Source organism: Rhodoferax sp. GW821-FHT02C08 (genome assembly GCF_059421805.1).
The window spans coordinates 1-26,674 of the sequence record NZ_JBWKVR010000038.1; the positions used below are offsets into that span (position 1 = coordinate 1).

At 63.8% G+C, this 26,674-nt stretch carries 27 protein-coding genes and 1 pseudogene; 13 read left to right on the plus strand and 15 right to left on the minus strand.

What is annotated here, in order from left to right:
* Positions 1–83 precede the first annotated feature (83 nt).
* Positions 84–215 carry a hypothetical protein gene (locus tag AC07VY_RS25495; RefSeq protein ID WP_495097893.1) on the plus strand — a complete coding sequence of 44 codons (132 nt, stop codon included), beginning with the start codon at positions 84–86 and terminating at the stop codon, positions 213–215.
* Between the two features lie 246 nt (positions 216–461).
* Entirely contained in the window at positions 462–1,097 is a 636-nt protein-coding gene (trhA, locus tag AC07VY_RS25500) for a PAQR family membrane homeostasis protein TrhA (protein ID WP_495097724.1), read from the plus strand.
* Between the two features lie 56 nt (positions 1,098–1,153).
* On the opposite strand, the gene AC07VY_RS25505 is transcribed toward trhA, so the two are convergent.
* The 7 genes from AC07VY_RS25505 to AC07VY_RS25535 form a co-directional block, all read right to left on the minus strand.
* The gene (locus AC07VY_RS25505) at positions 1,154–3,052 is read right to left on the minus strand and encodes a family 2A encapsulin nanocompartment cargo protein cysteine desulfurase (protein WP_495097725.1); all 1,899 of its coding nucleotides are present in this window, start codon (positions 3,050–3,052) and stop codon (positions 1,154–1,156) included.
* Between the two features lie 15 nt (positions 3,053–3,067).
* Positions 3,068–3,997, minus strand: coding sequence for a family 2A encapsulin nanocompartment shell protein (locus AC07VY_RS25510; RefSeq protein WP_495097726.1), 930 nt, complete (start codon positions 3,995–3,997; stop codon positions 3,068–3,070).
* Between the two features lie 79 nt (positions 3,998–4,076).
* Positions 4,077–4,346, minus strand: a complete 270-nt coding sequence (locus AC07VY_RS25515; RefSeq protein ID WP_495097727.1) for a helix-turn-helix domain-containing protein — start codon at positions 4,344–4,346, stop codon at positions 4,077–4,079.
* The gene (epsC, locus tag AC07VY_RS25520) at positions 4,343–5,263 is read right to left on the minus strand and encodes a serine O-acetyltransferase EpsC (protein WP_495097728.1); all 921 of its coding nucleotides are present in this window, start codon (positions 5,261–5,263) and stop codon (positions 4,343–4,345) included. The genes AC07VY_RS25515 and epsC overlap by 4 nt, the downstream gene beginning before the upstream one ends.
* A complete protein-coding gene (locus AC07VY_RS25525) occupies positions 5,263–5,739 on the minus strand; it encodes a rhodanese-like domain-containing protein (RefSeq protein ID WP_495097729.1) in 477 nt (158 codons plus the stop codon). Before AC07VY_RS25525 ends, epsC begins: the two co-directional genes overlap by 1 nt.
* Positions 5,740–5,887: 148 nt before the next feature.
* Positions 5,888–7,009 (minus strand): sigma-54 interaction domain-containing protein, encoded by a 1,122-nt coding sequence (locus tag AC07VY_RS25530; protein WP_495097730.1) that lies wholly within the window; start codon positions 7,007–7,009, stop codon positions 5,888–5,890.
* The gene (locus AC07VY_RS25535; RefSeq protein WP_495097894.1) at positions 7,006–8,205 is read right to left on the minus strand and encodes an acyl-CoA dehydrogenase family protein; all 1,200 of its coding nucleotides are present in this window, start codon (positions 8,203–8,205) and stop codon (positions 7,006–7,008) included. The genes AC07VY_RS25530 and AC07VY_RS25535 overlap by 4 nt, the downstream gene beginning before the upstream one ends.
* Before the next feature lie 349 nt (positions 8,206–8,554).
* Here AC07VY_RS25535 and ssuD point away from each other — a divergent pair, with 349 nt between their 5' ends.
* A complete protein-coding gene (ssuD, locus tag AC07VY_RS25540; RefSeq protein WP_495097731.1) occupies positions 8,555–9,718 on the plus strand; it encodes an FMNH2-dependent alkanesulfonate monooxygenase in 1,164 nt (387 codons plus the stop codon).
* Positions 9,715–10,905, plus strand: coding sequence for an acyl-CoA dehydrogenase family protein (locus tag AC07VY_RS25545; RefSeq protein WP_495097732.1), 1,191 nt, complete (start codon positions 9,715–9,717; stop codon positions 10,903–10,905). Before ssuD ends, AC07VY_RS25545 begins: the two co-directional genes overlap by 4 nt.
* A 15-nt stretch (positions 10,906–10,920) precedes the next feature.
* On the opposite strand, the gene AC07VY_RS25550 is transcribed toward AC07VY_RS25545, so the two are convergent.
* A complete protein-coding gene (locus AC07VY_RS25550; RefSeq protein WP_495097733.1) occupies positions 10,921–12,273 on the minus strand; it encodes a HupE/UreJ family protein in 1,353 nt (450 codons plus the stop codon).
* Positions 12,273–13,619 carry a DUF3500 domain-containing protein gene (locus AC07VY_RS25555; protein WP_495097734.1) on the minus strand — a complete coding sequence of 449 codons (1,347 nt, stop codon included), beginning with the start codon at positions 13,617–13,619 and terminating at the stop codon, positions 12,273–12,275. Before AC07VY_RS25555 ends, AC07VY_RS25550 begins: the two co-directional genes overlap by 1 nt.
* A gap of 403 nt (positions 13,620–14,022) precedes the next feature.
* On the opposite strand from AC07VY_RS25555, the gene AC07VY_RS25560 reads away from it, so the two are divergent.
* The 6 genes from AC07VY_RS25560 (at position 14,023) to AC07VY_RS25585 (ending at position 19,946) form a co-directional block, all read left to right on the plus strand.
* Positions 14,023–15,387 carry an ABC transporter substrate-binding protein gene (locus tag AC07VY_RS25560; protein ID WP_495097735.1) on the plus strand — a complete coding sequence of 455 codons (1,365 nt, stop codon included), beginning with the start codon at positions 14,023–14,025 and terminating at the stop codon, positions 15,385–15,387.
* 13 nt (positions 15,388–15,400) lie between these two features.
* Positions 15,401–16,297, plus strand: a complete 897-nt coding sequence (locus AC07VY_RS25565; protein ID WP_495097736.1) for a carbohydrate ABC transporter permease — start codon at positions 15,401–15,403, stop codon at positions 16,295–16,297.
* Between the two features lie 19 nt (positions 16,298–16,316).
* On the plus strand, positions 16,317–17,204 hold the full coding sequence (locus AC07VY_RS25570; RefSeq protein ID WP_495097737.1) for a carbohydrate ABC transporter permease: 888 nt from the start codon (positions 16,317–16,319) through the stop codon (positions 17,202–17,204).
* A 7-nt stretch (positions 17,205–17,211) separates the two neighbouring features.
* Entirely contained in the window at positions 17,212–18,360 is a 1,149-nt protein-coding gene (locus AC07VY_RS25575; protein WP_495097738.1) for an ABC transporter ATP-binding protein, read from the plus strand.
* A 242-nt stretch (positions 18,361–18,602) separates the two neighbouring features.
* Positions 18,603–18,746 (plus strand): hypothetical protein, encoded by a 144-nt coding sequence (locus tag AC07VY_RS25580; protein ID WP_495097739.1) that lies wholly within the window; start codon positions 18,603–18,605, stop codon positions 18,744–18,746.
* A 300-nt stretch (positions 18,747–19,046) separates the two neighbouring features.
* Entirely contained in the window at positions 19,047–19,946 is a 900-nt protein-coding gene (locus tag AC07VY_RS25585) for a LysR family transcriptional regulator (RefSeq protein WP_495097740.1), read from the plus strand.
* Positions 19,947–19,981: 35 nt separating this feature from the next.
* Here the strand turns inward: AC07VY_RS25585 and AC07VY_RS25590 are convergent, their stop codons facing one another.
* From AC07VY_RS25590 to AC07VY_RS25605, 4 genes are all read right to left on the minus strand, one after another.
* On the minus strand, positions 19,982–20,461 hold the full coding sequence (locus AC07VY_RS25590; protein ID WP_495097741.1) for a VOC family protein: 480 nt from the start codon (positions 20,459–20,461) through the stop codon (positions 19,982–19,984).
* A 124-nt stretch (positions 20,462–20,585) separates the two neighbouring features.
* Positions 20,586–22,016 carry an MFS transporter gene (locus tag AC07VY_RS25595; protein WP_495097742.1) on the minus strand — a complete coding sequence of 477 codons (1,431 nt, stop codon included), beginning with the start codon at positions 22,014–22,016 and terminating at the stop codon, positions 20,586–20,588.
* Entirely contained in the window at positions 22,013–22,417 is a 405-nt protein-coding gene (locus tag AC07VY_RS25600; protein WP_495097743.1) for a (R)-mandelonitrile lyase, read from the minus strand. Before AC07VY_RS25600 ends, AC07VY_RS25595 begins: the two co-directional genes overlap by 4 nt.
* 218 nt (positions 22,418–22,635) lie before the next feature.
* Positions 22,636–23,355, minus strand: coding sequence for an alpha/beta fold hydrolase (locus tag AC07VY_RS25605; protein ID WP_495097744.1), 720 nt, complete (start codon positions 23,353–23,355; stop codon positions 22,636–22,638).
* 32 nt (positions 23,356–23,387) lie between these two features.
* Between AC07VY_RS25605 and AC07VY_RS25610 the strand changes: the two genes are divergently transcribed.
* From AC07VY_RS25610 to AC07VY_RS25620, 3 genes are read left to right on the plus strand one after another with little or no spacing between them, the layout of a single operon-like run.
* Positions 23,388–24,179, plus strand: coding sequence for a hypothetical protein (locus AC07VY_RS25610; RefSeq protein WP_495097745.1), 792 nt, complete (start codon positions 23,388–23,390; stop codon positions 24,177–24,179).
* A complete protein-coding gene (locus AC07VY_RS25615; protein WP_495097746.1) occupies positions 24,176–25,174 on the plus strand; it encodes a GlxA family transcriptional regulator in 999 nt (332 codons plus the stop codon). Before AC07VY_RS25610 ends, AC07VY_RS25615 begins: the two co-directional genes overlap by 4 nt.
* A 14-nt stretch (positions 25,175–25,188) precedes the next feature.
* Positions 25,189–25,800: a DUF1780 domain-containing protein gene (locus AC07VY_RS25620; protein WP_495097747.1), complete on the plus strand. Its 612-nt coding sequence runs from the start codon at positions 25,189–25,191 to the stop codon at positions 25,798–25,800.
* Positions 25,801–25,818: 18 nt separating this feature from the next.
* Here the strand turns inward: AC07VY_RS25620 and gfa are convergent, their stop codons facing one another.
* Together gfa and AC07VY_RS25630 are read right to left on the minus strand one after the other, a co-directional pair.
* A complete protein-coding gene (gfa, locus tag AC07VY_RS25625; protein ID WP_495097748.1) occupies positions 25,819–26,382 on the minus strand; it encodes an S-(hydroxymethyl)glutathione synthase in 564 nt (187 codons plus the stop codon).
* Positions 26,383–26,569: 187 nt separating this feature from the next.
* Positions 26,570–26,674: pseudogene (locus AC07VY_RS25630) on the minus strand (zinc-binding dehydrogenase); the annotation flags it as partial.

The following is a 26,674-nucleotide window of genomic DNA, read 5'->3' on the forward strand; positions in this document are numbered from 1 at the left end:
GAACGCCCAAGTGGCCGAAATCGGACCCTGGTAGATGCATGGGCCTATTTTGAAGAGGCTTGTTCAGCGTTGCCCTAGGCTACGTGAGCGAGGGCGAACAGCATGCGCTGAAGTCCTACTGGGAAGTGCCTGCTAACGTGGTTGAAGATCATGAGCAACTGCAGCAATGGGCCGAGCGAGCGTACTGCGCGGCAGTCAAGAGCGCAAAGCGCTGATTCACGGCAATGGCGCTCCCCGCCGATCCGCTCATGGCCTGCAGAGAGAATTGATTACCGAACTCGGGCGGTTTCCCTCGATACACTGACTCCGTTGAAACAGGTCGGCAAGCTGAGATCCGTGCACTTCCAGTTCTCGACTTGGTTGCTATGCAACCGGGCGAACCATTCACTCACGGTGCAGTTCAAGCATTAGTCACCCGGTGCTTCACAGTGCAGTAACAGGGTCGGTGTAAAAATGCTGCAATGCAAGATCGAATCCAAACCCTGGGCGAGGAGATCGCCAATAGCGTGAGCCACGGCGTGGGCCTGGTGGCTGCGCTGGTGGCTGCACCGTTTTTGATAGCTGCGGCCAGCCAGCTGTCGGCCGCCAACCTGGTGGGCGCCATCGTCTTCGCCGTCACCATGGTGCTGCTGTATGCCGCATCCACGCTGTACCACGCCCTGCCGCAGGGCCGGGCCAAGCGTGTGTTCATGAAGCTGGATCACGGCGCCATTTATCTCTTCATTGCCGGCAGCTACACGCCGTTTGCACTGGGCGCCTTGTCCGGCCCCTGGGGCTGGACGCTGTTCGGCCTGGTGTGGTCGATGGCGGTCATGGGCGTGGCGCTGAAGTCCTTCAACCGCTTGACGCACCCCTGGCTCTCCACCGGTCTGTACCTGGCCATGGGCTGGCTGGTGTTGATTGCCGCCGTGCCGCTGGTGCAAAACGTGCCCACCATGGGCATTGCGCTGCTGGTGGCCGGCGGCCTGGCCTACACCCTGGGCGTGGTGTTCTTTGCGCTGGACCACAAAGTGCGCTACGCCCACGCCGTGTGGCACGGCTTTGTGGTGGCCGGCACCGGCTTCCACTTCTTTGCGGTGCTGAACTACTCCTCATAAAAAAAGAGCTGCCTGCGCAGGTAGCACCTGCGCAGGCAGCTCTTAATTCAATAGCATCAACCATTGCGGCGGGCCGATGCCAGGCGTTTCACCACCGTGACCAACAGATCGATCTCGGCAAAGGTGTTGTAGAAGGCCAGCGACGGCCGCACCGTGGTCTCGACCCCCATGCGCCGCAGGATAGGCTGGGCGCAGTGGTGGCCGGTGCGCACGGCAATGCCCTCCTCGTTCAAGGCCTTGCCGACCTCTTCAGTGCTGTAGCCGGCCAGCGTGAAGGACATCACACTGGCTTTGTCGGCCGCGGTACCGATGAGGCGCACGCCAGAAATCGCACCCAACTGCTGCATGCCGTAGACCAACAACTCGTGTTCGTAGCGGGCGATGTTTTCAATGCCCACCTTGTTCACGTAGTCGATGGCCGCGCCCAGGCCTACCGCGTCGGCGATGTTGCCAGTGCCGGCCTCGAACTTGTTCGGGATCGGCTGGAACACGGTTTTCTCGAAGGTCACGTCGGCAATCATGTTGCCGCCGCCCTGCCAGGGCGGCATGTCTTCCAGCACTTCGCGCTTGCCCCAGACCACGCCAATGCCGGTCGGGCCGAACACCTTGTGGCCGGAGAACACGAAGAAGTCGGCGCCGATGTCCTGCACGTCGACCCGCATGTGCGAGATCGACTGCGCGCCATCGACCAGTGCCTTGGCGCCGGCGCGGTGCGCCAGTTCGACGATTTCCTTCACCGGCACCACGGTACCGAGGGCGTTCGACACCTGGGTCACGGCGACGATCTTGGTCCGGTCGTTGAGCAGCTTGCGGTACTCGTCCAGCAGCACCTGGCCTTTGTCGTCCACCGGGATCACGCGCAGCTTGGCCCCTTTGGCGGCAGCCAGCTGCTGCCAGGGCACGATGTTGGCGTGGTGTTCCAGGTTCGACACGATGATCTCGTCGCCCTCGCCCACATGCTGGCCGCCCCAGCTCTTGGCCACCAGGTTGATGGCCTCGGTGGTGCCGCGCACGAAGATCACCTCGTTCACGTCCGGCGCGTTGATGAACTTCTTCACCCGCTCCCGTGCGCCTTCGTAGGCGTCGGTGGCGCGGGCAGCCAGTTCGTGGGCGGCGCGGTGGATGTTGGAGTTCTCGTGCTCGTAGAAGTAGGCGATGCGGTCGATCACCGACTGCGGCTTGTGCGTGGTGGCGGCGTTGTCGAACCACACCAGCTGCTTGCCGTTGACCCGCTCCTGCAGGATGGGGAAGTCGCGGCGCACGGCATGCACGTCGAAGGCCGGATGGGCCGAACCGGCATACGCAGGCACGTCGTCACGACCCGCTTTGGCGGGGGTGACATAGCCATTCGGCAATGTCACCGCATCGACAAAGTAGAAGGCGGGCGTGGTCTGCGGCACCGGAGGTGTCGGCAAGGCGCGGGGCGGTGCGACATCCGTAGGTGGCGCGAACGGCAAACGGCTCAGGTCGTCCAGACTGGAGCCACCGGCCTGCGGCGCCGAGGGCGCAGGATGGCCGGCACCCGGGTTCAGGAAGTAGAACGGCGACGCGCTTTCCGGCACGCCCTGCACGGCGCCGCCGCTGCGCGGCTCGTAGGCCGGCAGCTCGCTGACCACCCGGTCCGGCAGACCGTTGCCGGCCTGTGCATGCGGTTGTAGGGCTGGAGCCCGGTTCGCCAGGCTCAGCACCGAGGTAGGCGATGCCGGGATCAGGTTGCTGCCCGGCATCTGGCCGATGGGAATCGGCGTGCCCGGTACGCTGGGGCCGAAGCCGGCCGGGCTGGCCAGCGGCGAACCCGGCGGCGCAATATTGCCCGGCGCTTGCACGCCAGGCACACTGGCCAAGGCGGGCGACTCGCCCGGCAGGGCCGAGAACAGCGCAGTCGCCATGCGGGCCAGCGTAGCCGGGTCGGGCAGGCCCGCTGGCAACGTAGGTTGGGGGACAACGGTAGTCATAGTGACAGAACCGCTTTACTTGTAGGTGTCCGGATAGTCGTGGTACTTGCCGATTTCCACGTCGTCCAGCACGGCCAGCGCATCGGTGGTCAGCACCGCCAGCGAGCAGTACAGCGAGATCAGGTACGAGGCAATCGCCTGGTCGTTGATGCCCATGAAGCGCACCGACAAGCCGGGAGCCTGTTCGCCTGGCAGGCCGGGCTGGAACAGGCCGACCACGCCCTGGCGCTTGTCGCCCACGCGCAGTAGCAAGATCTTGCTCTTGCCATCGGCCACCGGCACCTTGTTGCTAGGGATCAGCGGAATGCCGCGCCAGGTGATGAATTGCGAACCGAACAGGCTGACGGTAGGCGGCGGCGTGCCGCGGCGGGTGGCTTCGCGGCCAAAGGCGGCGATGGCCAGAGGGTGGGCCAGGAAGAAGGCTGGCTCTTTCCAGACCTTGGTCAGCAGCTCGTCCAGGTCGTCGGGCGTGGGCGCGCCGGTCAGCGGGAAGATGCGCTGCTCGTCCGTCACCTGGGCCAGCAAGCCGTAGTCGGGGTTGTTGATCAGTTCGCTTTCCTGGTTTTCCTTGATGGTCTCGATGGTCAGGCGCAGCTGCTCCTTGATCTGGTCATGCGGGCTGCTGTACAGGTCGGAGATGCGGGTGTGCACGTCGAGGATGGTGCTCACGGCATTCAGGAAGTATTCGCGCGGCTGCTCTTCGTAATCGACGAAGGTGCGGGGCAACTGATTTTCCGACTGGCGGGCGGTGCAGGTGACCTTGATGGACTCGGGGTTCTTCACCTTGTTCAGGCGGTAGATGCCGGCTTCCACCGGCGTCCACTGCAGCAGGTGCGTCAGCCAGCGCGGCGAGATGGTTTCCAGCTGGGGCGCGGTTTTGGTCGCATTGGCTAGCTGGCGCGCGGCGCTGTCGCCGAGGGTACTGAGGGTCACACTGGTGCTCATCGAGAAACTCCGTTAGAAAAAGTAAAAGGAAACAGGTAAGAAGCAACGGCCCGCAGTGTCAGATGCCCATAGACATCCATCAACATGCTATAGCCGTCAAACGCAAACCCTGCAGTGCGCGCCGCTCGGTCAGGCGATCGCAATCGGCCATCAACACGGGCAGGGAAACGCCCAGCGCACTGGCCAGTTTTTCGGTGGTGACGATGGAGGCAATCGCGCGGCCTCGCTCGATCTCACCCACATAGGATCGGTTCAGGTCCGCATGCTCTGCCAGCTGCTCCTGCGACCAGCCACGGCCCTCGCGCAACTGCCGCACGGCCAGGCCCAGGCTTTCGACGATGGCACTCATGCAGCGAACCGAGCGGCTTGGGGCACCGCACGTGGCTCCTGGCGCGAATTGGCCTGCGTTACATGGGCGCCGGGCGGTACGTCCTGCGTGACCCACACATTGCCGCCGATGGTGGCGCCCTGGCCCAGGGTTACGCGGCCGAGCACGGTGGCCCCGGCATAGATCACCACGTCGTCTTCCACGATGGGATGGCGCGGCTGGCCTTTTTCCAGGTGGCCCTGGGCATCGGTATGGAAGCGCTTGGCGCCCAGCGTGACGTTCTGGTAGAGCCGCACGCGCTCGCCTATGACGGCGGTTTCGCCAATCACCACGCCCGTGCCGTGGTCGATGAAAAAGCCGGCGCCTATGCTGGCACCGGGGTGTATGTCGATGCCCGTGGTGCTGTGTGCCAGCTCGGCCACGATGCGCGCCAGCAAAGGCAAGCCCTGGCGGTACAGCTGGTGCGCCAGACGGTGGTGCACCATGGCCAACACACCGGGGTAGCAAAGCAGCACCTCGTCCACGCTGCGGGCGGCCGGGTCACCATGGAAGGCGGCCAGCACATCGCTGTCGAGCAGTCGGCGTATCGCAGGCAAGGCCAGTGCGAACTGCTGCACCACCTGGGTCGGCTGGGTGCCTGCGGGCACGCCCTCCACCAGACGCAGCTCCAGGCGCACCTGCGTCAGCAGTGCATGCAGGGCCGCATCCAAGGTATAGCCTACGTAGAAGTCTTCGCTCTCCTGGCGCAGATCCACCGGGCCGAGGCGCATGGGAAACAGCACACCTTTGAGCGACTCCACAATACCTGCCAGCGCATCGCGCGACGGGAACTCGCGGCCACCGGGCTCGCTGGAGCGTTTTTGTGCCGCCCGCCATTCGCTGCGCACGCCATGCAGGGCCTGCACCACGCTGCTGGTATCAAACACGGGGCCAGCCATCAGTCTTGCACCCAGGGTAGTTGGTGAAAGCGCCAGCCGTCACTGCCGCCACGGTGCTGCTGCGCGTCGATCTCGCCCTCAAAACCTTCCAGCACGTTGAACACCGTCGTAAAGCCGGCCTTGGTGGCGGCTTCCGCGGCCAGGGCCGAGCGCTTGCCGCTGCGGCACAGCAGCAAAACCACGGCCTCCTTGCCGCCTGCAAGCTTGGCCTCCAGCTCGCGCACAAAACGCGGGTTGCGCGTCAGGCTGGTGCCGGTGGCCCAGGGCACGTGCACGCTACCCGGCACATGGCCCACAAACTTGCGTTCTTCGAAGGTACGCACATCTACCAGCTGCACCTGCTCAGCAGCCAGCAGCTGCCAGGCCACCTGAGGAGAAACGCCTCCGGCGTAGGGCAAGCCGGCAGCGCGCGCCAAGGCTTGCGCAGCAGCCAATTCGGGGGGGAGGCTGATCACATCAGCGGTAGCGGAAGACATAGCAACTCCTGTTCTAACAATCACCGTGCGCCTGCAAAAACCGTCTGCAGGCATCTTTGTGGAGCCACTTTATGGCGATAGCCACCAAAGGCGAACTACTAAAAAGTCAGTTCTAAACACGAAAAACATCTATAGAGCCAAAGCCAGCTCATTTCAGCGCCGAGATCTCCCGGCTCTTGATCAAGCGCGAGCGCAAGATGTTGCGGCTGATGCCCAGCAGCTTGGCGGCCTGTACCTGGTTGCGGTGGCAAAAGTCGAAGGCCGTGCGCATCACCGTGTCTTCGATCTGCTCGAACAGGTTCTCATGTGGCTCGTTGAAGAGCTGGCGTAACACTGCCTCTAGCGCCTGTTGCGGCCCTTCAGCGGCCGGCTCGGCCTCGTGGTTGCGCCGTTGCAGGCCCAGGGTGGACATTTGCAGATCGTCGGCACCCAAGACATCGTGGCGGCAGATCAGCAGGCCGTGGTGGATCACGTTTTCCAGCTCGCGGATATTGCCGGGCCAGTTGTGCTCGCGCAGCTTGCGTTCGGCGCTAGAGTCCATGCGCACGGGACCGTAGCCCAGGCGGTTGCGGTATTCCTCGATGAAGTGCCGCGCCAGCGGCAGGATGTCGCCCGGCCGCTCGCGCAAGGTCGGCAGGGCCAGCTGCACCACGTGCAGACGGTAGAACAAGTCTTCGCGGAAGTGCCCGGCGGCCACCGCATCCTGCAGGCGCACATTGGTAGCCGCCACCACCCGCACGTCTATGGGTATGCTCTTACGCGAGCCCAGGCGCACCACCTCGCGCTCCTGCAAGACACGCAGCAGCTTGACCTGGATGGACAGCGGCAGGTCGCCGATTTCATCCAGGAACAGGGTGCCGCCATTGGCCGCTTCAAACCAACCCGTCTTGGCGGTAAACGCACCTGTGAACGCGCCCTTCTCATGGCCGAACAGCTCGCTCTCCACCAGCGTTTCCGAAAACGCCCCGCAGTTGACGGCAACAAACGGGCGGCCACGCCGGCTGCTCAGGTCGTGCACATGGCGGGCGATCAACTCCTTGCCGGTGCCGGTCTCGCCGATGATGAGCACGTTCGCATCGCTGGGCGCCACCATGCGGATGCGCTCCAGCAAGGCTACCGAGAGCGGGTCTTCAAACACCTGGGCCGTGGCGCGGATGGAGGTGGTGTGCTTGCGCGGGTCGGGCAGGGTCAGCAGGCGCGGAGCATCCCAATCGGCGTCCGGCTCTTCGGTGGCAGACGCACTGTACACATGGCGGGAGTAGGAGTTCATGAGTAAAAGCTCGGCACAGGAAATTGCTGTTTGAGGGCCCATTCACCGATCTCGCGCAGCTTGTAGGCCACGGGATCGTGCAGGGTGTGGGTGCGCAGGTTGCGCCAGTGGCGGTCCAGCCGCAGGCCGCCGTGCGTAGCGCGGGCGCCGGCCACATCGAACATGCGGGTACAAATGTCCAACCCGGTATGTGTGGCAGCCACCTTGGCCGTCGCCACCGCCAGCGCCACATGGCCGCGCTCGGATGTGGTCAGCGCATCGCCGCGCTGCCAGGCTTCGTCCAGCCGGTCTGCAGCGCGGTCTGCCAGCACGCGCACGGCCTCCAAACCCACCCAGAAATCACCGTAGTGGCCCAGCACATAAGGGTCTTCGTCCACATGCGCGACCTTGGCCGCATGCCAGGGCCGCGACTCCTGCAAGGTGTAGCGGCGTGCATCGCTGAAGGCCGCCTCCGAAATACCCAGATAGACGTTCGCCAGGATGAGCTGGGACACCAGTGGGCGCAGGCAGGCAAAAGGTGTGGATAGAGGCCCGGGGTCCAACAACATCTCATGCTGCTCCACCCGCACCTTCTCGAACGTGACGCTGCCGCTGTCCGTCTGGCGCTGGCCGATGTTGTTCCAGTCTGGCGCCACCGAAATGCCGCTACGGCCGGTGGGCAAGGCCGCCACCAACAGCGCACCACTGCCCTCCTCGCGCGCCGAAGCGACCAGCATCTCGGAGTCCAGCGCACCCGAGCAAAAGCTCTTCTGCCCGGTGAACTCACGCCAGCTGCCTTGCACGCTGCTGATGGTCCGGTCGTCCAACGGGTTCAGCGCGTTGCCCCAGAACCAATGGCGACGCGCGGTCTGCTCAAACCAGGGCTGCCACTGTTGCGGCCGGGAAAACAAGCGCACGGTGGCCAGCATCAGATGGTGGAAGCCAAACACATGGGCCAGGGAACTATCGGCCTGGGCCAATTGCCGTACCGTGTCCAAGGTCTGCCGCCAGCTGGCGCCCATGCCGCCAAACTCCTGTGGAATGCTCAGTGCCAACAGGCCGCTGGCACGCAGGGCATCACGCTCGGCCTTGGGTGTTCCACCGCGTGCATCGCGCTCGGCCGCGGTTGCGGAAAAAGCCTCCACCAGGCTTTGCACGGTCTGCGGCCCAGCAGACAGATCGGGCACGCCATCCGTTTCAAAACTGTCTGGTGCCATCTGCACCGTTGAAGCAAGAGCCACGATCGGAAACCTCGGTTGCTGCGGTCAAAACAAGAAACTGCAAAGTGTCTGAACACCAGCAGCGGCAGCAACATTGCTGCTCTGCCAACATATTCTGTGGGCTGCAAGAGCTCGCGCTTGGAAGGGTTTCGCATATGCATACACGGCCTGCTTCTGAGCCAGCAAATCAGCACAGCATGACCCGCAAAAACCCAGCACAACTGGTGATGCGCTGCTGCTACAGCAGCACAAAACAAGTGAATCCAGCAAGCAGCACAGGCACTGGGCACTGGCACGCTATCTGCTGATTTGCATGATTGACGACATCCACTCCAAAGGCACAAGCATGCAGATCTTCTGGTTTCTTCCCACGCACGGTGACAGCCGCTACCTGGGCACTGCGCACGGTGCACGCACCGTCAGCCACCACTATCTGCGCCAGGTGGCGCAGGCCGCCGACGAGCTGGGTTTTGAAGGTGTCCTGATACCCACCGGCCGCTCTTGTGAAGACTCCTGGGTAGTGGCGGCATCGCTGGCGCCTTTCACCGAGCGCCTGAAATTCCTGGTGGCGATACGCCCCGGCATCATCTCGCCCACCGTGTCGGCACGCCAGGCCGCCACACTGGACCGCTTCTCCAACGGCCGCCTGCTGATCAATGTCGTTACCGGTGGTGACCCGGACGAGCAGCACGGCGACGGCAGCTTTTTGACGCATGCCGAACGCTATGAAGTAACGGACGAATTCCTGCGCATCTGGCGCGGCGTGGCGGCCGGCGAAACCGTCAACTTCAGTGGAAAGCACCTGCGTGTGGAGAACGCCAAGACCCTGTACCCGCCGGTGCAGAAGCCCTACCCGCCGCTGTGGTTCGGAGGCTCATCCGACGCGGCGATTGCCCTCGCCGGTGAACAGGTGGACGTATACCTGACCTGGGGCGAGCCCCCGGCCGACGTGGCCGACAAAATAGCCAAGGCGCGTGCCGCCGCCGCCCAGCACGGCCGTACCCTGCGCTTCGGCATACGCCTGCATGTGATCGTGCGTGAAACCAGTGAGGCCGCCTGGCGCGCGGCGGACGAACTGATATCCCACGTCACGGATGAAACCATTGCCGCAGCGCAAAAGGCCTTCGCGCGTTTCGACTCGGTGGGCCAACAGCGCATGGCTGCGCTGCACGGCGGGCGCCGCGACAAGCTTGAAGTCTCGCCGAATCTGTGGGCCGGAGTGGGCCTGGTGCGCGGCGGTGCAGGTACGGCGCTGGTGGGCAGCGCCGAAGAGGTGGCGGAGCGCATCAAGGAATACGCGGCACTGGGGATCGAGACCTTCATCTTCTCGGGCTACCCGCATCTGGAGGAGTCGTACCGCGTAGCAGAGCTGCTGTTCCCCTTGCTACCATTGGCCCACGTGCGCCCGGCCGGCACAGCCAACCTCACCGGCCCGTTTGGCGAAGTGATTGCCAACGACATCGTGCCGCCGGCATCACGCGCACCCCAGCCAGAGGAGACGACTGCATGAAGCATTTCCGGTCCGAAACAGGCAACGCGCACGCGCCCTGGCAAACCCAGGTAGAAGCCGCCACACAGGCTCTGGCCGCCACCGCCGTGGAGCGCGACCAACGCGGCGGCACCGCCAAGGTCGAACGTGACCTGCTGCGCGCCAGCGGCCTGCTGGGCCTGAGTATTCCCAACGCACTGGGTGGCCTAGGGGCCACCTGGCAAGAAACGCTGGAGGTGGTGCGCCAGTTCGCGCGTGTGGACAGCTCCGTCGCCCACCTGTTCGCCTTCCACCACCTACTGCTGGCCACCACCCAGTTATTTGGCAAACCGGCACAGTGGCAGCCCTGGGTAGAGCAGACGCTGGCACAACGCTGGTTCTGGGGCAATGCTCTGAACCCGCTGGACAAATCCACCCGCGCCGAGCCGCAAGACGGGGGCTACGTATTCCACGGGCGCAAAAGCTTTTGCTCCGGTGCCAGTGATTCGGACATGCTGTTGGCCTCGGCGCTCGACCCTGCAGGTCGCCTGTTGATAGCCGTGGTGCCCACAGGGCGCACGGGTATCACCGTGCTGAACGACTGGGACAATATGGGCCAGCGCCAGACCGACAGCGGCAGCGTAGTGTTCGACCAGGTCGAGGTGCACCAGGCCGAGCTGCTGACCGACCCCGGCCCGCTATCCACCCCCTATGCCTGTCTGCGCCCGCTGCTGGCTCAGCTGATACTGGCCCATATTTACCAGGGTCTGGGCGAAGGCGCACTGGCAGAAGCACGCCAGTTCACCCTGCAGCAGGGCCGGCCCTGGATGGCATCCAGCGCCACGTCCGCCAACCAGGACCCCTACATCCTGGCGCACTATGGCGAATTCTGGCTGGGCCTGGAAGGCGCGCGCGTGCTGCTGCAGCACGCCGCCCTGGCCTTCGACCAGGCCTGGCAGCGTGGGACGGCCCTGACCGAAAGTGATCGCGGCAGCGTCGCCATCGCGGTTGCCGCAGCCAAGGTCGCCACCACCCGCGCCAGCCTGGACGTGGTGCACAAGATGTTCGAAGTCACCGGCGCACGCGCTACCACCGCCGCCCTGCGGCTGGACCGCTACTGGCGCAATCTGCGCGTGCACACCCTGCACGACCCGGTGGACTACAAGGTGCGCGAGCTGGGCGACTGGGTACTGAACGAGCAGTTGCCCAAGCCCAGTTTTTATTCCTAAGAATGCGTCTGCCTTCTAAGCCCGCTGGGACAGCACCTTGCCCGCCCCACGGCGTGACCGAGACCACAGCTGAAGACCGACCAGCCCCCCGCTGGCCAGGCACAGCGCCACGGTGAACCAGACTGGCGGCGGTGCCAACCAGTTCACCACGGGCTCCAGTGGGTTTGCAAGACCCAGCGCACGCTCCAGAATCCAAGCTATGGCAAAGGCCGCAGCGAATCCAGCACCCACGCCAGCCACCACCGCATAGTGCTTGGTGCGACCCAGCGCCAGCAGAAGCGGCAGAGTGACGGCAATCACCAGCAGCTGCATGGATTCGATCCCCAGATTGAAACCAAGCAGGCTGAGCGCCAGCGTTGTTCCATCAAAGTCCAGACCCGACAGCATCTCCGCAAATGCCAAACCGTGTACCAAGCCAAACGCCGAGGCAACCCACACTTCCCGCCCGGCAAACACAGGCCGCCACACGTGGATGCAGGAAACAAGAATGGAGACAGCCACCAGGATCTCCACCATACGTGTCGGCGCCGCAATCCAGGCCGCGGACGCCAGCGCCAAGCTGATTGAATGGCCCAGCGTGAAGCCGCTGACGATACCCACAATGCTGCGGATACAAGCCCTGGCGCTTTTGCGCGCTCTCCACCGTCCGCCAACTGCGACCATGGGTGCACTGAACAGCAGGGCCTGCAAAAACAACAGGTGATCCGTTCCCTCGGCAATATGCGACATACCTAGCGAGAAGAGATGGCGAAAGCCTTGCCACCAGCTGCCGCTGGAGCCGTCCACCTGAATATGCGTGTTACCAAAACCTGCCGTGGAAATCAGCATGGGCTTATCGCCCAGAAGGCCGTTGCGGATGTCTCGCCGGACGTAAATCAGCGCCTCGTGCGATACGACTCGCTGCAGGATGACGGCATAGTCCAGCGCAAAGACTTCCGTCGAAGTGCCGCTGGGGGCCTGCATCCGGGCATGCACCACCAGCCAATCGTTGCTGCTCCAGTTGGCGTTGTCGGTGGTCCGGATGGCCAGGGAATCGATATGCCGCGCATACGCCCGGCCATCGCTACTGCGCAGCTGGAGTGTGTCCTGAAGATATTGCTCGATCCGGGCTCCGTACTGCGGGACTACGGTAGCAGGATGCGCAGCGAGCGGAAGTGACAGCGCCGCTCCCAGCTCGCTCAGAGGCAGTTGCAGCTCCATATCGACAACGTCTCGACCAAGGTCCAGCATCACAATGCTGGGCGGCACATCGTGCGCCCATGCCGGATGCAGCCCCCCGATCAGGCACAGCGCAAGCAAGCTCGCCGACAGCTTGCGTAGCCACGCGCCCAGCCCCCTGGGCGCAGCCATCCATGCCGGGCTGCCCATCAGTTGCTCAACTGGTTGTAGTAGTCATAGGACTTGTCACGGAACATCATGTGGTAGTGGGTCTGGCTGGAGATCACGATGCCGTTCTGCACCGCGATTTCGATCCACACGCGTGGGCCGTCGATACGCATATAGGTGCCATTCGCAGACACATCAGGACCCGAGCTGCTGAACGAACCCGACGAGTTGGCCCAGGCCACATAGGTGCTGCCGTAGCCCGCCTGGTAAGCAGACAACAGGCGGCTGGCCGTGGTGCTGTCGTAGTCGTCGGTGAACTCTTCAATGGCCGCGCTGACGTAGGCCTGCAAGCTTGACGACAGGCTGGACACCAGCACACCCCGGTTGCTGAGCGCGGCGACGGCAGTGAATTTGGTGGTGACGTTCGAGTAGCTGCCGGTATTGGCTTCCACCGGGCCGATCAGAATGTCCGAGAACGTCGATCCCGAAAGAAAGGCGCTGTTCAGCGTGGTGCTGTCCATGCCACTGAAAATGGACACCATGGCCGCAGCCTTGTTGGCCAGCACCTGGTAGGTCCCCGAGCTGTAATAGTTGTAGCTGGTGTGGCTGTTCGAAGCGAACGATGTGCGCGGCTCCACGCCGATGTGGTGGGGCGTGGGATACGAGCAGGCGCCATTGAAGTTGATGTTGAACGCCATGTGGTGCCCGCCCAGCATCAGGGTCCAGGAGCCGGTTTGCGACGGCGTTCCCACCACCGCCACGTGGTACAGATCGGCACCGTAGCCGCTGGCGTTCTTTGTGTAACCCAAATAGTCGTCTGCGGCCAGCACCCCTTGAAAGTCGGTGTATCCCGCCGTACTGAGCGCGACCGAAGCCAGTGCGTTGAATGCAGAAATCTGGCTGGAAGTGCTCAGCTGCGAAAGCGTGATGCCAGGCCGGCTAAAGCTGATGGCGCCCGGCGGCAGATTGGACCAATTGGTCTTGTAGACATTGAGCTGTGCCGTCGTATAGGACGACGCGCTATAGCTTGCCGACGCGGTAAGCGATGTTCCCAACGCCGTCTCGAAGGTGGAAATGGCGCTGAGCACGCTGTCCACGTATGTCGTATCGCAGGAGGCCGTCGTGGTGCTGGTCAGCGTCAAAGTGGCCGTACTGCTGGTCGTGCTGCCACCACTGTTCGAAACAATGACGTAGTAGCTACCAGCATCGCTGCTGCTGGCGCTGGAGATGGTGTACGTGGAGGAAGTGGCCCCGGAAATCGCACTGGAGTCCTTGTACCACTGGTAGCTCAGCGTGCCACTACCACTGGCCACCACCGAAAACGTTCCCGAGCCACCCGATGCAAGCGACAAGGAACTGGGCTGCGTGGTGATGCTGGGGGCAGACACCGCACTGGTGCTGGAAGAGCTGGAGGAATCCGAGCTCCCCCCTCCGCCGCAACCAGGCAGCGCTGCGCAGCCTAGGGATAGCAAAAGAACCAGGGCCAAGTTGGGCGTTTTTCCAAGCATCTCTTCCTCCGTTGTTTCGGCGGAATTTACAACATTAATGGGAATTTTTCCCATTAATGTTGTAAAGAAGTATGCATCACCTCCAGCAGCCCACGTGCTTATGCCGCAGCAATCTGTCTGCACCGTGCTGCAGACACAGCAGGCTCCAAGCGAAAATATTTCCTAAGCCGTTGATTCATAAGTAAAAAGCTCTTGGCATGGCAATCGCTTATATGCAATACGCAGCAATCTTTTTGCAGCTTCTACGCAGATGGCATATCAAACCAATTACCGCAAGAACACCATGGATTCCAAAGACTTCACCCCCTTCAACCGCCGCCGCTTCCTGGGCACGGCATCGGCCCTGGGCGCAGCTGGCGTGCTGGCCGCCTGCGGCAAGGACCCGGTGGCTGTAACGGCCGCGCCGGCATCGGCACCTGCCCCCGCAGCAGATGCCAAGAAGTACGCAGGTCAGTCGCTGAACCTGCTGTTCAACCAGCCCCACGCCGTGGCCGGCAAGCTGCTGGCCCAGGAGTTTGAAGCACTCACTGGTGCCAAGGTCACGGTCACGCCCGTGCCCTATGACCAGCTGCATGCCCAGGCCACGCTGGACGTGCAGTCCGGTGCCCACCAGTTCGACGTGATCGATTATTTCTACCACACGCTGGGCGCACTGGTGGCTGACAAGGTGGTGCTGGACGTGACCGACTGGATAGAGCGCGACAAAGCGCAAATCCAGCCAGCCGACTTCCTGCCCTCGCTGTACGACACCTACACCCTGCGCGATGGCCGCCGCTGGGGCCTACCGTATGACGGCGATACCCATGTACTGTTCTACAACACGGAAATCTTCGCCCGCCACAAGCTCGCCGCGCCCAAGACCTGGGAGGACTACTACCAGGCCGCCAAACTGATCACAGAAAAGGAGTCAGCCAACGGCATCTACGGCGCGGCCGTGCAAGGCTTCAAGATTCCGGTGATCGTGGGCTCGTCCTATGCCAACCGGTTGGCCGGCTTTGGCGGCAGCTTCTTCACCGCCGATGGCAAGCCCGCGCTCACCAGCCCGGAAGCGGTGGCTGCCGCCGAAGAGCTGTTGCGCATCGTGCCCTATGCCCTGCCCACCCCGGCAGAGACCGCGTTTGAACATGCCCTACCTGCCTTCCTGTCCGGCAAGGCCGCGATGATCGACTTCTGGACCGACCTGGGCGTCACCGCGCAAGACCCCAAGTCTTCGCAAATCGTGGACAAATGGTCGCTGGTGCAGCTGCCCGTGGGCGGCAAGAACACCACGCCGCGTGCCGCGCTGAACGCCGGCTTCGGCCTGGGCATCACCACCGGCACGCAGAAGACCGAGCTGGCCTGGGAGTTCATCAAATGGGCCACCAGCAAGGACATCTCGCTGCAGCAAGACGTGCTGCCCGGCAGTGGCATCGACCCCAACCGCACGTCCGTTCTGAACCACCCCGACTACATCAAGGCCGCACCGCTGCTGCAGCCCCAGCTGAAGGCCGCCATCGGCAACGCACTGGCCTGGCCGCTGCAGGCGCAAAGCCCCAAGCTGATGGACGCGCTGACCGAGCAGCTGGCGCTGATCGTGGCCGGCAAGAAGAAACCCAAGGACGCGCTCGCCGCCGCCCAGGCCAGCTGGGAACAGCTGCTGAAGGCCTGAGAACGTGTTCAAGATGGGCACCCGCCACGCCACTGCCCGCCTGCTGCGCGCCGGCCCGCTGCTGATGCTGACCCCAGCCAGCTTTGGCCTGGCGGTGGCGTGCATCGTCCCCGGGCTGTACACCTTGGCGCTGGCCTTCACGCATTCCAGCCTGGGCCAGCCGCTGGCGGCCTGGAGCGGACTGGGCAACTTCAACACCCTGTTCCAGAACCCGGAATTTTCCCAGACCCTGCTGCGCACCGTGCTCTACGCCCTGCCCGCCAGCTTCATCCAGCTCAGCCTGGGCTTGCTGATCGCCCTGCTGCTGCAGGCACTGCGCCAGGGCCAGTTCGTGCGCAGCCTAGTGCTGTTGCCATTGATGACGCCGCCGGTACTGGTAGGTGTGGCTTGGAAGCTGCTGCTGGCGCCTGCGGGCGGCCTGGTCAACGGCACGCTGCTGCGCCTGGGCTGGATCGCCGAGCCGGTATCGCTGCTGGGCTCGGACAGCTGGGCCCTGCCGGCCCTGGCGCTGGCCGACACCTGGCAGTGGCTGCCGTTCGTGGTCATCCTGTGCTTTGCCGCGCTGCAGACCCTGCCGGCCGATGTGTTTGAGGCCGCCGCACTGGACGGCGCGGGCACGCGCGGCATCTTCTTGAAAATCACTCTGCCGCTGCTGGCACCCGCGCTGCTGGGCATCTTCCTGCTGCGGGTGGTGATGTCGCTCAAGACCTTTGACCTGGTCTACATCCTCACCGCGGGCGGTCCGGGCCGTGCCACCGCCCTGGCCAGTTACGAGGTGTGGAAGACCGGGCTGCAAAACTTCGACATAGGCGCAGCCGCCGCGCAAACCCTGCTGTTCTCGTTCGCCGTGGCCGCCGTGACCTGGCCCATTCTGAAAGCCCTGCAATGGGTGGAACGCCGCACCGGCTGACACCGCACCTGGAGCCCCCATGTCCTACCTGCCCAACACGCCCACCGCCACGCTGCCACTGTGGCAGCTACTGCCCAGCCTGAAGAAGCTGCGCCTGCCCTGGCCACGCCAGCGCATCTGGCTGCGCGCCGCGCTGCTGGCGGTGCTGGCCTTCTTCATTCTGCCGCTGGCCTTCCTGGTGGCCACCTCGTTCAAGACGCGGGACGAGGTGCTGTCCGGCCAGTTCCTGCCCGTGCACCCCACGCTGGCCAACTGGCCCAAGGTGTTCGAGATCGCGCCGCTGCACTGGCACTTGTTGAACTCGCTGGCCGTAGCGGTGCTCAGCGTGCTGGTCACCCTGGCCCTGGCCGTGCCGGCGGTGTACGCGGTGGTCAAGCTGCGGCGCGGCCCGCTGCTGGCCGGTGCGCTGCTGTCCAGCTATGTGGCGCCGCCGGTGGTGGCGCTGCTGCCGCTGTTCTTTTTGCTGCGCCAACTGGGGCTGAACAACAGCATCGTCGGCCTGGGCCTGGTGGACGGGCTGATGAACGTACCGGTGGCCTTCTGGCTGCTGCGCAGCTTCTTCAAGCAGATACCACTGGCGTTGGACGAGGCTGCCTGGCTCGACGGCGTGGGCTACTGGCGCACGTTGTGGCGCATTAACCTGCCGCTGATCTGGCCCGGCCTAGTGTCCACCGGGCTGATCTGCCTGATCCTGTCGTACAACGAATTCCTGCTGGCCTCGGTGCTGAACAGCCGACCCGATATGCGCACCATCACCGTCGCCATCTCGCTGTTCCAGGGCGAGCGCATTGTCAACTTCGGCCAGATGGCCGTCGCATCCCTGGTCGGCATTGCGCCGGTCTACCTGCTAGCGCTGGCTTTCCAGAAATACCTGATCGGCGGCCTCAGCGCCGGCGCCAGCCGCTAAAAGTCCTATGGCAAACATCCACATTACCGGCCTGCACAAGGCCTATGGCGACACCGCCGTGCTGCACGACATCCAGCTGCAAATCCCCGAAGGCGAATTCGTCGTACTGGTCGGCCCTTCTGGCTGCGGCAAATCCACCCTGCTGCGCGCCATCGCCGGACTGGAGAACACCGACCGGGGCAGCATCGCCTTCAACGGCACGCCGGTAGACCACCTGCCACCACAGCAACGCCGCGTGGCCATGGTGTTCCAAAGCTATGCGCTCTACCCGCATATGACGGTACGCAACAACATGGCCTTTGGCCTGCGCGAACAGCGCGCGCCCGAGGCGCTGGTACAGGAACGCATCGCCAAAGCATCTGCCGCCCTACACCTGGACGCCTACCTGGAGCGCTACCCGCGCCAGCTCTCCGGTGGCCAACGCCAGCGCGTGGCCATGGGCCGGGCCATGGTGCGCGAGCCGGTGGCATTTCTATTCGACGAACCCCTCTCCAACCTGGACGCCCAGCTGCGCGTGCAAATGCGCGCCGAGATCCGCGCCCTGCAGCGCCAGCTGGGCACCACCACCGTCTACGTCACCCACGACCAGGAAGAAGCCATGACCATGGCCGATCGCATCGTGGTGCTGCGCGCCGGCCGCATCGAGCAGGTGGGCAGCCCGCTGGCGCTGTACGACGAGCCGGCAAATGAATTCGTGGCCCGCTTCATAGGTTCGCCGCCGATGAATATGCTGGACGCCCGCTGGTCCAGCCACTGCCTGGCCCTGGGCCGTGGCCTGCTGCTGCCCGCGCCGCCCGGCCACACCGGCCTGGAAGGCGCCGCCGTGCGCCTGGGCGTGCGGCCCGAACATCTGCTGCTGTGGACTGGCGACACCCCGCTGCCAGCCGACGCACCCCGGTTACGCCTGCGCGTGCACAGCCTGGACCACCTGGGCGCCGCCACCGAGCTATACGGCAGCGTGGTCGGCGCGGACGACCCAACGCCCTGGCTGGCCCGCTTAACCGGCCGCTACTTCGCCCAACCGGGCGACGAAGTCACCCTGACCTGGGACGTGGAACGCAGCCGCCTGTTCGACCCGCGCAGCGGCCTGCGCTGGCCCGCGCTGGATGCGCCCAGCCGCTACCGGGATACGGCGGCGTTGCAGATATCTGCATAAAAATGGCTGTAACGCAGGTCGCATCTTCGCAAACAGCTATTAAAAACATAGTAATTCGTCCTTTGAAGATGGAAAAATCGCCGCGTGTGTGAAAGCGGCGCTTGGCATATAGCCCATGTCTGCTTGCCGGGGCGGTAGTACTACGTAGGCACAAGCGATAGTATGCAATCCGCACATCTCTTACATAATTTGTACACAATCCGGCGCAAAAGTGCGTTAGGTGTAAGCAGATTGGCGGACACATGAAGCAGACCAAAAGTACCAAGTGGCGTATGGCAGCCATCATCATTGCGTGCATCGCGGCCTATGCGGCACAAGATGATGACGCCAGCATCGCCAAAGGAAACTCCCTGACTGCACAGTACACAGCGGCAAACCCGCGCTAGCAAGTGCCCGGGATGTCACGGGCTTCCGAGTCTGCCCAGGAGCGCGAATGCGCACTGATCCGCAACGCAAAGCGGCACGCACAGGTCTGATTTTTGGTTTGCGTCACCTGTCCGGCCCACGGACACGATGCTGGCCTTGCGTGTACAGCCGTGCAGCAAATAGTCACATAAGAAAAAGCCTCTAGCGCAGGCAGCATCTGCACAAGCAGCTATAGAAAATATAGTATCCCACTGATCGGCTGCGTATGCCGCGGGCTGGCAGAATCGGCACATACGAATACCGATACAAGCTGCCCACCCATGGCCCGCGAGAACTTCAACGATCTGCATGCCTTCGTACTGGTTGCGCGCGAAGGCAGCTTTACCCGGGCTGCCGCTCAGCTACGGGTGTCACAGTCGGCGCTGAGCCACACGATTCGCGGCCTCGAAACCCGGCTGGACATACGCCTGCTGACCCGCACCACGCGCAGCGTGTCGCCCACCGAAGCCGGGCAGCGCCTGCTGCACACCCTCAGCTCCCGCTTTGAAGAGATCGAGGCCGAACTGGCCGCGCTGAGCGAGCTGCGCGACAAGCCCGCCGGCACGGTGCGCATCACCGCCGCCCACCATGCAGCCCGCACCGTGCTGTGGCCCAAGCTGGCCAAGCTGCTGCCGCACTACCCGGACATCAAGGTCGAGGTCGTCACCGAATCGCGCTTCGTGGACCTCGCGGCCGAGCGTTTTGACATGGGTGTGCGCTTGGGTGACCAGGTAGAAAAAGACATGGTGGCGGTGCGCATCTCGTCCGATCTGCGCATGGCCATCGTCGCCACGCCGGCCTATTTTGCAGCGCGCAGCCTGCCACAAACGCCGCACGACCTGGCCGGGCACAACTGCATCAATCTGCGGCTGGCCACGCTGGGTGGCATCTATGCCTGGGAGTTCGAGAAAGACGGCCAACCGCTCAAAGTGCACGTAGAAGGCCAACTGGTGTTCAGCGACAGCGTGCCCATGCTGCAGGCGGCCTTGGAAGGATTCGGCGTGGCGTGTGTGCCCGAGGACATGGTCGATGCGCACATCGCCCAGGACCGCCTGGTGCGCGTGCTGGAGGAGTGGTGCCCCTACTTTCAGGGCTACCACCTGTACTTCCCCCGACGTCGCCAGTCGCTGCCGGCGCTGGCCCTGGTGGTGGACGCGCTGCGCCACCGGCCCGCAACTTAGGACCTGTTGACAGTCTAAGAAACCGCTGGTGGGTATCAGCCGCGAAAGGCCGCTTCGATCTTCGCGATGTCGATCTTTCTCATCTTCATCATCGCATCAAAAGCCCGCTTGGCCGCGGCACGGTCAGGGTGGGTGAACGCGGCAGTCAGGGCGTGTGGCGTGATCTGCCACGACAGGCCCCACTTATCCTTGCACCAGCCACAGGCGCTTTCCTGGCCTCCGTTGCCCACCACCGCATCCCACAAACGGTCGGTTTCGGCCTGGTCATCGGTAGCAACCTGGAACGAAAAGGCTTCAGACTGCTGGATCCCCGGCCCGCCGTTCAGGCCAACACATGGAATGCCGATCACGGTGAACTCGACCGTCAGCACATCACCCTGCTTACCAGCAGGATAGTCACCGGGCGCGCGATGGACGGCACCCACCGCGCTGTCCGGAAAGGTCTTGGCGTAAAACTGCGCGGCGTCCAGGGCTGTGCCGTTGTACCAGAGACAGATCGTGTTTTTAGGGACCATGCTCGCTCTCCAATCGGTTGCAGGCCTTGCATCCTATCGCGCAAGCTACGGAATACGAACCCACCGACAAGACCCTGCTCTTATCAGCAGTACCGCCCTGAAACAACCGTAACAGCGATAGCCGTCATAGGGTCCGGCAAGCCACCGACCCGCGGCGCCGCTGCGGCAGCACGATCAGCCAGAGCACTGCAGCCAAGGCCAGCACCAGCATCACCGAGCCCGCAGCAAACGCTGCAGCAATCCGGTGGGCCTGCAGCGCCCGCGCATCCAGCGTGCCCTGGTCCACCGCCGCAAACACCACCACCAGAATCGCCAACCCCAGCGAACCGCCCAACTGGTGGGCCGCATTCACCAGGCCGGACGCGGCACCCGCATCCTCCCGGCGCACACCGGCGATGCCCGCTACCGTCAGCGGGCTCAGCGTGCAGCCCTGGCCCAGGCCCAGCAGCACCATGGGCAAGGCGATACCGGTCAGGTATAGCGAATTCACCGACACCCAGCTGAGCCAGACCATGCCCAGCACGGTGGTAGCCAGGCCCGCTGCCAGCACACGGCCATTGCCAAAGCGCTGGGTCAGCCGGGGCACGGCCATGGCCGCGGCGAAGTTAGGAATGGTGGTGGGCAAGTACGCCAGGCCCGCCTCGAACGGGCTGAAGCCCAGCACACCCTGCAGAAACTGCGTGGTGAAAAACCAGAAGCCCACCATCGCCCCCAGGAACAGCACCCGCGCCACATACGCCCCGGCCCGCTCGCGGTGGGCAAACAGGCGTAGCGGCATGATGGGCTGCTGCACCCGCGACTCATGCCACACCAGCAGGGCCAATAGCAGCAGGCCCGCAGCCAGCGACGCCACGGTCAGCCCATCGCCCCAGCCGGTACTGGCCGAGCGCACCAGGCCGTAGACCAGCGCGCCCATGCCCAGCGTGGAGGCCACGGCACCCAGCACATCAAACTGGCCCGATGTATGGCGCTCGGTTTCCTGGATGTAGCGCCGCGCGCCCCAGACCACGGCCAGGCCTATGGGCAGGTTGATGAAGAAGCCCACACGCCAGGACAGCCAGTCGGCAATCACGCCGCCCAGCACCAGGCCTATGCTGGCACCCACACCGGCGGTGGCGCCGTACATGCTCAGGGCCCGGGTGCGTTCCGGCCCTTCGGCAAAGTTGGTGGACAGCAAGGCCAATGTCGAAGGCGCCAAGATCGCCGAGCCTATGCCCTGCACCGCGCGGGCGCCCAGCAGCCATTCGGGAGACTGCGCCAGGCCTATCGCCAGCGAGGCAAAAGTAAACAGCGACATACCCCACAGAAACATGCGGCGCCGGCCCAGGATGTCGCCGGCCCGCGCGCCCAGCAGCAGCAGGCCGCCAAAGGCCAGGGTGTAGGCGTTCTGCACCCAGCTGAGCTCGGTGGCGCTGAACTGCAGGCTTTGCTGGATCTTGGGCAGCGCGGTGATGACGATGGACACGTCCAGCAAGGTCATCAAATAGCTGACCAGCACAATCGCCATCACCGCCGTGCGGTGTGTGGCGGTGCCCGACGTACTTGCGTGGTTCATAGGCTGTCCAGCCTGTATTGCGCATCGCTGACCTGCTCCAGCCAGGCGGCCGTGCTGCCGTCCAGCTCTTCCTGGATGGCGGTGTGCGTCATGGCCACATGGGCCTGGGCGCCGTGCCAGTGCTCTTCACCGGCGGCAATCCACACCACGTCGCCGGGGTGGATCTCTTCGCGCGGGCCGCCACGGCGTTGCACCCAGCCGGCGCCTGAAGTGACGATCAGCGTCTGGCCCAGTGGATGCTGGTGCCAGGCGGTGCGGGCACCGGGCTCGAAGGTGACGCTGGCGCCCAGCGCACGTGCCGGCGGGTGGGCGGGAAACAGATAGTCCACCTGCACCGTGCCGGTGAAATAGTCGGTGGGGCCTTTGGCGGAAGCTTGTGCGCCGCTGCGTTGGATGTCCATGGTGAGGTTCCTAAGTTTCGTGGGTGCAGTGGGGTGCACTGCGACGAAAAGAACTTTATCCACGGAGGCCGCCCTTGATAAGACGGTTAAATTGGCATGAACCTATGAGACTGGTTCACTAATCCATCACTGCTAAAAATTCAGCAAAAAACAGGCTCTAGCGCAGAATATACCTGCACAAGCAGCTATGAAAAGTATAGTAGACCGGTGCAGTGGGCCTATACCGGGTTCCAGTCCAGCCACTGCAGCAGCGCCTGACACACGGCATCGGCCTGCTCCATGGTGCTCATATGGCCGGACTGCTCGACCACACGCAACTGCACCGGCGCCGCCCGCAGCAGCGCCTGCATCTGCGCGTGCCGGGCCACGGGGCTCCAGGTATCTTCGCGGCCGCACAGCAGCAGCGTGGGGCAGCGGATCCGGCCCAGCAGCGCGGTGGCGTCCGGGCGGTGCAGCAGTGCCTGGATTTGCGCGGCAAACACCTCGGGCGTGCTGCGTTCAATCATGTCCAGAATCTGCTCAAACAGCGGGCTGTCCAGCCGCGACGGGTGCACCATGCCGCGCGCCCAGTCGCGGCCCATGGCACGCATGCCGTCCTGGCGCGCGGTCTGCAGCAGCGCCATGCGGCCGGCGCGCTCCTTGTCGCCAGCCGCGCCGGCTGCCAGGGCTTCAAAACCTGTATCCAGCAAAGCCAAGCGCTCAATGCGATCCGACTGCTGGCGCAGCACCTCCAAGGCCACGCGCCCGCCCATGGAATGGCCGGCCAGCGCCAGCGGCCCCGGGGGCGCGGTCTGCAGCACATGCTGGGCCATGGATTCGATGCTGTCCAACATGCCGTAGCTGGCCACCATGCAGGGACTGCGCTGTTGCAGCGCGGGCAACATGTCTTGCCAAACGCTGGCATCGCACAACAGGCCGGGAAACAGAACGAGTGTCATGCGCAGATAGTAGCCTGACTACACTGCGGAGCATGCCTCTCCCCCCAAAGCACAGCGCGCAAAATCATCTGACCAGCTACTACTGGAGCGGCGACGCCCTGCGCAGCCGCAGCGTGGGTGCGCATGTGCTGGCCGGCACGGTGGACCTGCCGGTGCTGCCCCTAAGGCTACTGGCGGACTGCGAGCGGGAAATCCTGCACCAGGGCCTGGAGGCTGGCGACGTGGAGCCCCTGCCCTGGGCGCGTGCACGGGCGCGCTGGCCGGGCTACCCGGCCTGGGTGCAAGCCATGTCCGATTGGCTCCGCAGCTTTGGGCTGCACAACGCACTGGCCGGTAGCGACGTCGCCCTCATGGCCTGCCTGGGCGCTCGCTACCACCATGATGCAGCCCATTACGGCAGCGCCGCTTTCTGCAACCTGTTTCTGAGCGAAGACAAAGGGCTGGACGTGCACTTTCCGCACACCGGCCAACGCATCCCGCTGCGCCGGGGCACGGCCTTGGTGTTCGACACCGGCCAGCCGCATGCCGTGATTCCACGACACCGCAATGCCTTCCAGGCGGCCGACTTTGGACCTGGGCAGGACTGCAGCCAGCTGTTCCTGACCTGGGAACTCCCCATCGAAGATGCGCATGTCGCGCAGGCACTGCAATTGAACTTTGACGTAGACACCACTAGCGCCCAAAGACTGGATGCCGAGCAAATCTGGTGGCGAGGCGCACCGGCCCAGGTTTGCCCAGACACCGGCCAGTGGCGCGCGGCCAGCCCCGATGGCTCGCCGACAATCGCCCCTCCACACAGCACTCAGCGCCCCCAGCTTCCATGACGAACCTTCCCACTCAAACCCCGCGCCGAGTCGACGTGGTGGTCTACGCCGGCTTCAAGGCGATAGAGGCAATTGGTGCCATGAGCGTATTCGAATACGCCAACCTGCATCTGCTGCAAGAAGGCCGGCCAGCGGGCTATGCACTGAACATCGTGTCCGTCGCCGCCGGCCCAGTGGCCTCGGACACCCATATGCTGCTGCAGGCCGCCAGCGCGGTAGACGCCAACGACCTGCCACACACCGCCATCATCGTGGGCGCACGGCAGATTGAAAAAGCAATGGCGGCGCACAGCAGCATCGTGGACTGGGCGGCGGCGGTAGCGCCGCGCATCGAGCGCCTGGTGGCCCTGTGCTCGGGCTGCTTCTTCCTGGCGGCAGCCGGTGTGCTGGACGGCCTGCCCGCCACCACGCACTGGAGCGTGGCGACACTGCTGCAAGAAAAGTTTCCGGCGGTGCAGGTACAGGCCGACGCAATCTACCTGCGCTCGGGCCGCTTGTGGACATCGGCTGGGGTCACCGCCGGCATCGACCTGGCCCTGGCCCTGGTGGAAGAAGACTACGGCCGCAGCCTGGCGCTGCAAGTGGCACGCGACCTGGTGGTGTACCTGAAGCGGCCCGGTGGGCAGTCGCAGTTCAGCGTGCACCTGAACAGCCAAAGCACCAGCCACCCCGGCATCCGCGAGGTGCAGGACTGGGTACTGTCAAATCTGTCGCTACCACTGGACGTGGCCATGCTGGCCGACCGCGCCGCGATGAGCGAGCGCAACTTCCGCCGCGTATTTGCCAAAGAGGTGGGCAGCAGCCCGCTGCAGTTCATCGAGTCGGCCCGGCTGGAAGCTGGCCGCCGCCTGCTGGAAGAAGGCGAGCTGCCCCTGAAGTCCATTGCCGGGCGCATAGGTTTTGCGTCCGAGCAGTCGCTGCGCAAGCTGTTCATCAAGCGCCTCGGCGTGGGGCCGCAGGCATACCGCGAACGCTTTGGCGGGGCGCGGCCTTAAAACCCGTTGCGGCTATGAACCAATCCATCCCACCCAACGAAGTCCACTTACTAGAAGAGATGAAACGTGCGTTGGCCGAACAACTCCGCTTCTTTTCAAACCCTGCCAAACCGGAACGGGAGCGCTGGATCGTCAATGAATTTCTGGTTCAGCTTGGCATCTCCTTCTTGGAAACGGATCTCAAGTCTCCCCCTCAATCAAGCAAGGTTGACGTTGAGTTCCATGATGCTTTATTTCAAATAAAGGAGATCAGTGATCCGAACGTAAAACGAGGCCAAGAGATTAAAACCGCCTACAAAAAGGTAAGTGCCGCAATGACCTTGCAAGACACAGTGGGCCCGGGCTTTGTTTACGATGTCCCCGCGCCAGCAAGTGGCTACGAATTGATCAAAGCGGAGGCAAGCAACTTGGCAGAAAAAGCGATCTATCGAAATCACAAGTCGAACCTGGATCTGCTCTTCTACGTCACTCGAACTCGAACTTCGCTCATCTCGATCGAACAACAACGCCTTCAGGAGTTAGCCACTGTCGGTTGGCGCTCAATCTCATGTTTGATGGGAACGCAGGCAACCGTCATTTATGCAGCTGCCACTGCCCCGGCCTTCTTACGCGCAGCGGTGCAATGACAGATAACCCGTTACACCTTACTTGCGCAGTTTCGCCACCTGCGTAGCCAGCACGTCCATCAGCGTGGGCGACAGGCAGTCGTAGGTCTCCAGCCCGGCGCCGCGCAGCTCTTTGCGGATGCCGGCCATCTGCTCGGGCGGTGTGCCGGTTTCGATGATGGACGAGACAAAAGCCGCGAACTCCGGCCCGGCCCAACCGGCATCTTTCGACAGCTCGGTGTGGATGAAGGCCAGTCCATAGAACGCATGGTCCTTGTTCTCGACGGGGCCAAACATGTGCACGCCACAGGCCTTGCAGGCATGGCGCTGGATGGTGGCGCTGGGGTCGACGATGTGCAGCTTTTCAGGGTGTGCGGTGACATGCACCTTGTCGCGCGACACCACGCCGACGATGGAGAACAGCGCGTTGGCCGGCTTCCAGCATTTGCTGCAGCCGCAAGCATGGTTGTGCGCCACCTGCGCATCGACCTTCACCACCACAGGATCGCTGCTGCAGTGGCAGGTCAACGTGCCGCCGCTGAAACCCGGTGCGCCCGGTTTCTTGCTTTGGCCCAAAGCGGGATGCAATACGGATGTGCTCATGTTTGTCTCCTCAAAGTCCACGCGGAACGGCCGCGCACCGAAAACAACACGTTTGCAGGTAATCAGTCCGTGCCTACAACCGTTCGGGCTGGGCTTGTCGAAGCCTCTATCCGCACCAGGCACTTCGACAGGCTCAGTGCGAACGGGGTGGAGCGTGTATAGGCCCCATGCGCACCGGCTGGAAACGTCAGTACAGCACCACGCCACGAATGGATTCGCCGCGCTTCATCAAATCAAAGCCCTTGTTGATGTCCTCCAGCGGCATGGTGTGGGTGATCAGCGGGTCGATGCT

Coding starts and splice junctions, on each gene's coding strand:
- AC07VY_RS25525 (WP_495097729.1), bottom strand. CDS start 5,739: ATGTCTTCCGCTACCGCTGATGTGATCAGCCTCCCCCCCGAATTGGCT.
- AC07VY_RS25590 (WP_495097741.1), bottom strand. CDS start 20,461: ATGGTCCCTAAAAACACGATCTGTCTCTGGTACAACGGCACAGCCCTG.
- AC07VY_RS25580 (WP_495097739.1), top strand. CDS start 18,603: ATGAAGCAGACCAAAAGTACCAAGTGGCGTATGGCAGCCATCATCATT.
- AC07VY_RS25605 (WP_495097744.1), bottom strand. CDS start 23,355: ATGACACTCGTTCTGTTTCCCGGCCTGTTGTGCGATGCCAGCGTTTGG.
- AC07VY_RS25565 (WP_495097736.1), top strand. CDS start 15,401: ATGGGCACCCGCCACGCCACTGCCCGCCTGCTGCGCGCCGGCCCGCTG.
- AC07VY_RS25620 (WP_495097747.1), top strand. CDS start 25,189: ATGAACCAATCCATCCCACCCAACGAAGTCCACTTACTAGAAGAGATG.
- gfa (WP_495097748.1), bottom strand. CDS start 26,382: ATGAGCACATCCGTATTGCATCCCGCTTTGGGCCAAAGCAAGAAACCG.
- AC07VY_RS25560 (WP_495097735.1), top strand. CDS start 14,023: ATGGATTCCAAAGACTTCACCCCCTTCAACCGCCGCCGCTTCCTGGGC.
- AC07VY_RS25610 (WP_495097745.1), top strand. CDS start 23,388: ATGCCTCTCCCCCCAAAGCACAGCGCGCAAAATCATCTGACCAGCTAC.
- AC07VY_RS25545 (WP_495097732.1), top strand. CDS start 9,715: ATGAAGCATTTCCGGTCCGAAACAGGCAACGCGCACGCGCCCTGGCAA.
- ssuD (WP_495097731.1), top strand. CDS start 8,555: ATGCAGATCTTCTGGTTTCTTCCCACGCACGGTGACAGCCGCTACCTG.
- AC07VY_RS25530 (WP_495097730.1), bottom strand. CDS start 7,009: ATGAACTCCTACTCCCGCCATGTGTACAGTGCGTCTGCCACCGAAGAG.
- AC07VY_RS25615 (WP_495097746.1), top strand. CDS start 24,176: ATGACGAACCTTCCCACTCAAACCCCGCGCCGAGTCGACGTGGTGGTC.
- AC07VY_RS25570 (WP_495097737.1), top strand. CDS start 16,317: ATGTCCTACCTGCCCAACACGCCCACCGCCACGCTGCCACTGTGGCAG.
- AC07VY_RS25600 (WP_495097743.1), bottom strand. CDS start 22,417: ATGGACATCCAACGCAGCGGCGCACAAGCTTCCGCCAAAGGCCCCACC.
- AC07VY_RS25575 (WP_495097738.1), top strand. CDS start 17,212: ATGGCAAACATCCACATTACCGGCCTGCACAAGGCCTATGGCGACACC.
- AC07VY_RS25585 (WP_495097740.1), top strand. CDS start 19,047: ATGGCCCGCGAGAACTTCAACGATCTGCATGCCTTCGTACTGGTTGCG.
- AC07VY_RS25535 (WP_495097894.1), bottom strand. CDS start 8,205: ATGGCACCAGACAGTTTTGAAACGGATGGCGTGCCCGATCTGTCTGCT.
- AC07VY_RS25595 (WP_495097742.1), bottom strand. CDS start 22,016: ATGAACCACGCAAGTACGTCGGGCACCGCCACACACCGCACGGCGGTG.
- AC07VY_RS25510 (WP_495097726.1), bottom strand. CDS start 3,997: ATGAGCACCAGTGTGACCCTCAGTACCCTCGGCGACAGCGCCGCGCGC.
- AC07VY_RS25550 (WP_495097733.1), bottom strand. CDS start 12,273: ATGGGCAGCCCGGCATGGATGGCTGCGCCCAGGGGGCTGGGCGCGTGG.
- AC07VY_RS25515 (WP_495097727.1), bottom strand. CDS start 4,346: ATGAGTGCCATCGTCGAAAGCCTGGGCCTGGCCGTGCGGCAGTTGCGC.
- AC07VY_RS25505 (WP_495097725.1), bottom strand. CDS start 3,052: ATGACTACCGTTGTCCCCCAACCTACGTTGCCAGCGGGCCTGCCCGAC.
- trhA (WP_495097724.1), top strand. CDS start 462: ATGCAAGATCGAATCCAAACCCTGGGCGAGGAGATCGCCAATAGCGTG.
- epsC (WP_495097728.1), bottom strand. CDS start 5,263: ATGGCTGGCCCCGTGTTTGATACCAGCAGCGTGGTGCAGGCCCTGCAT.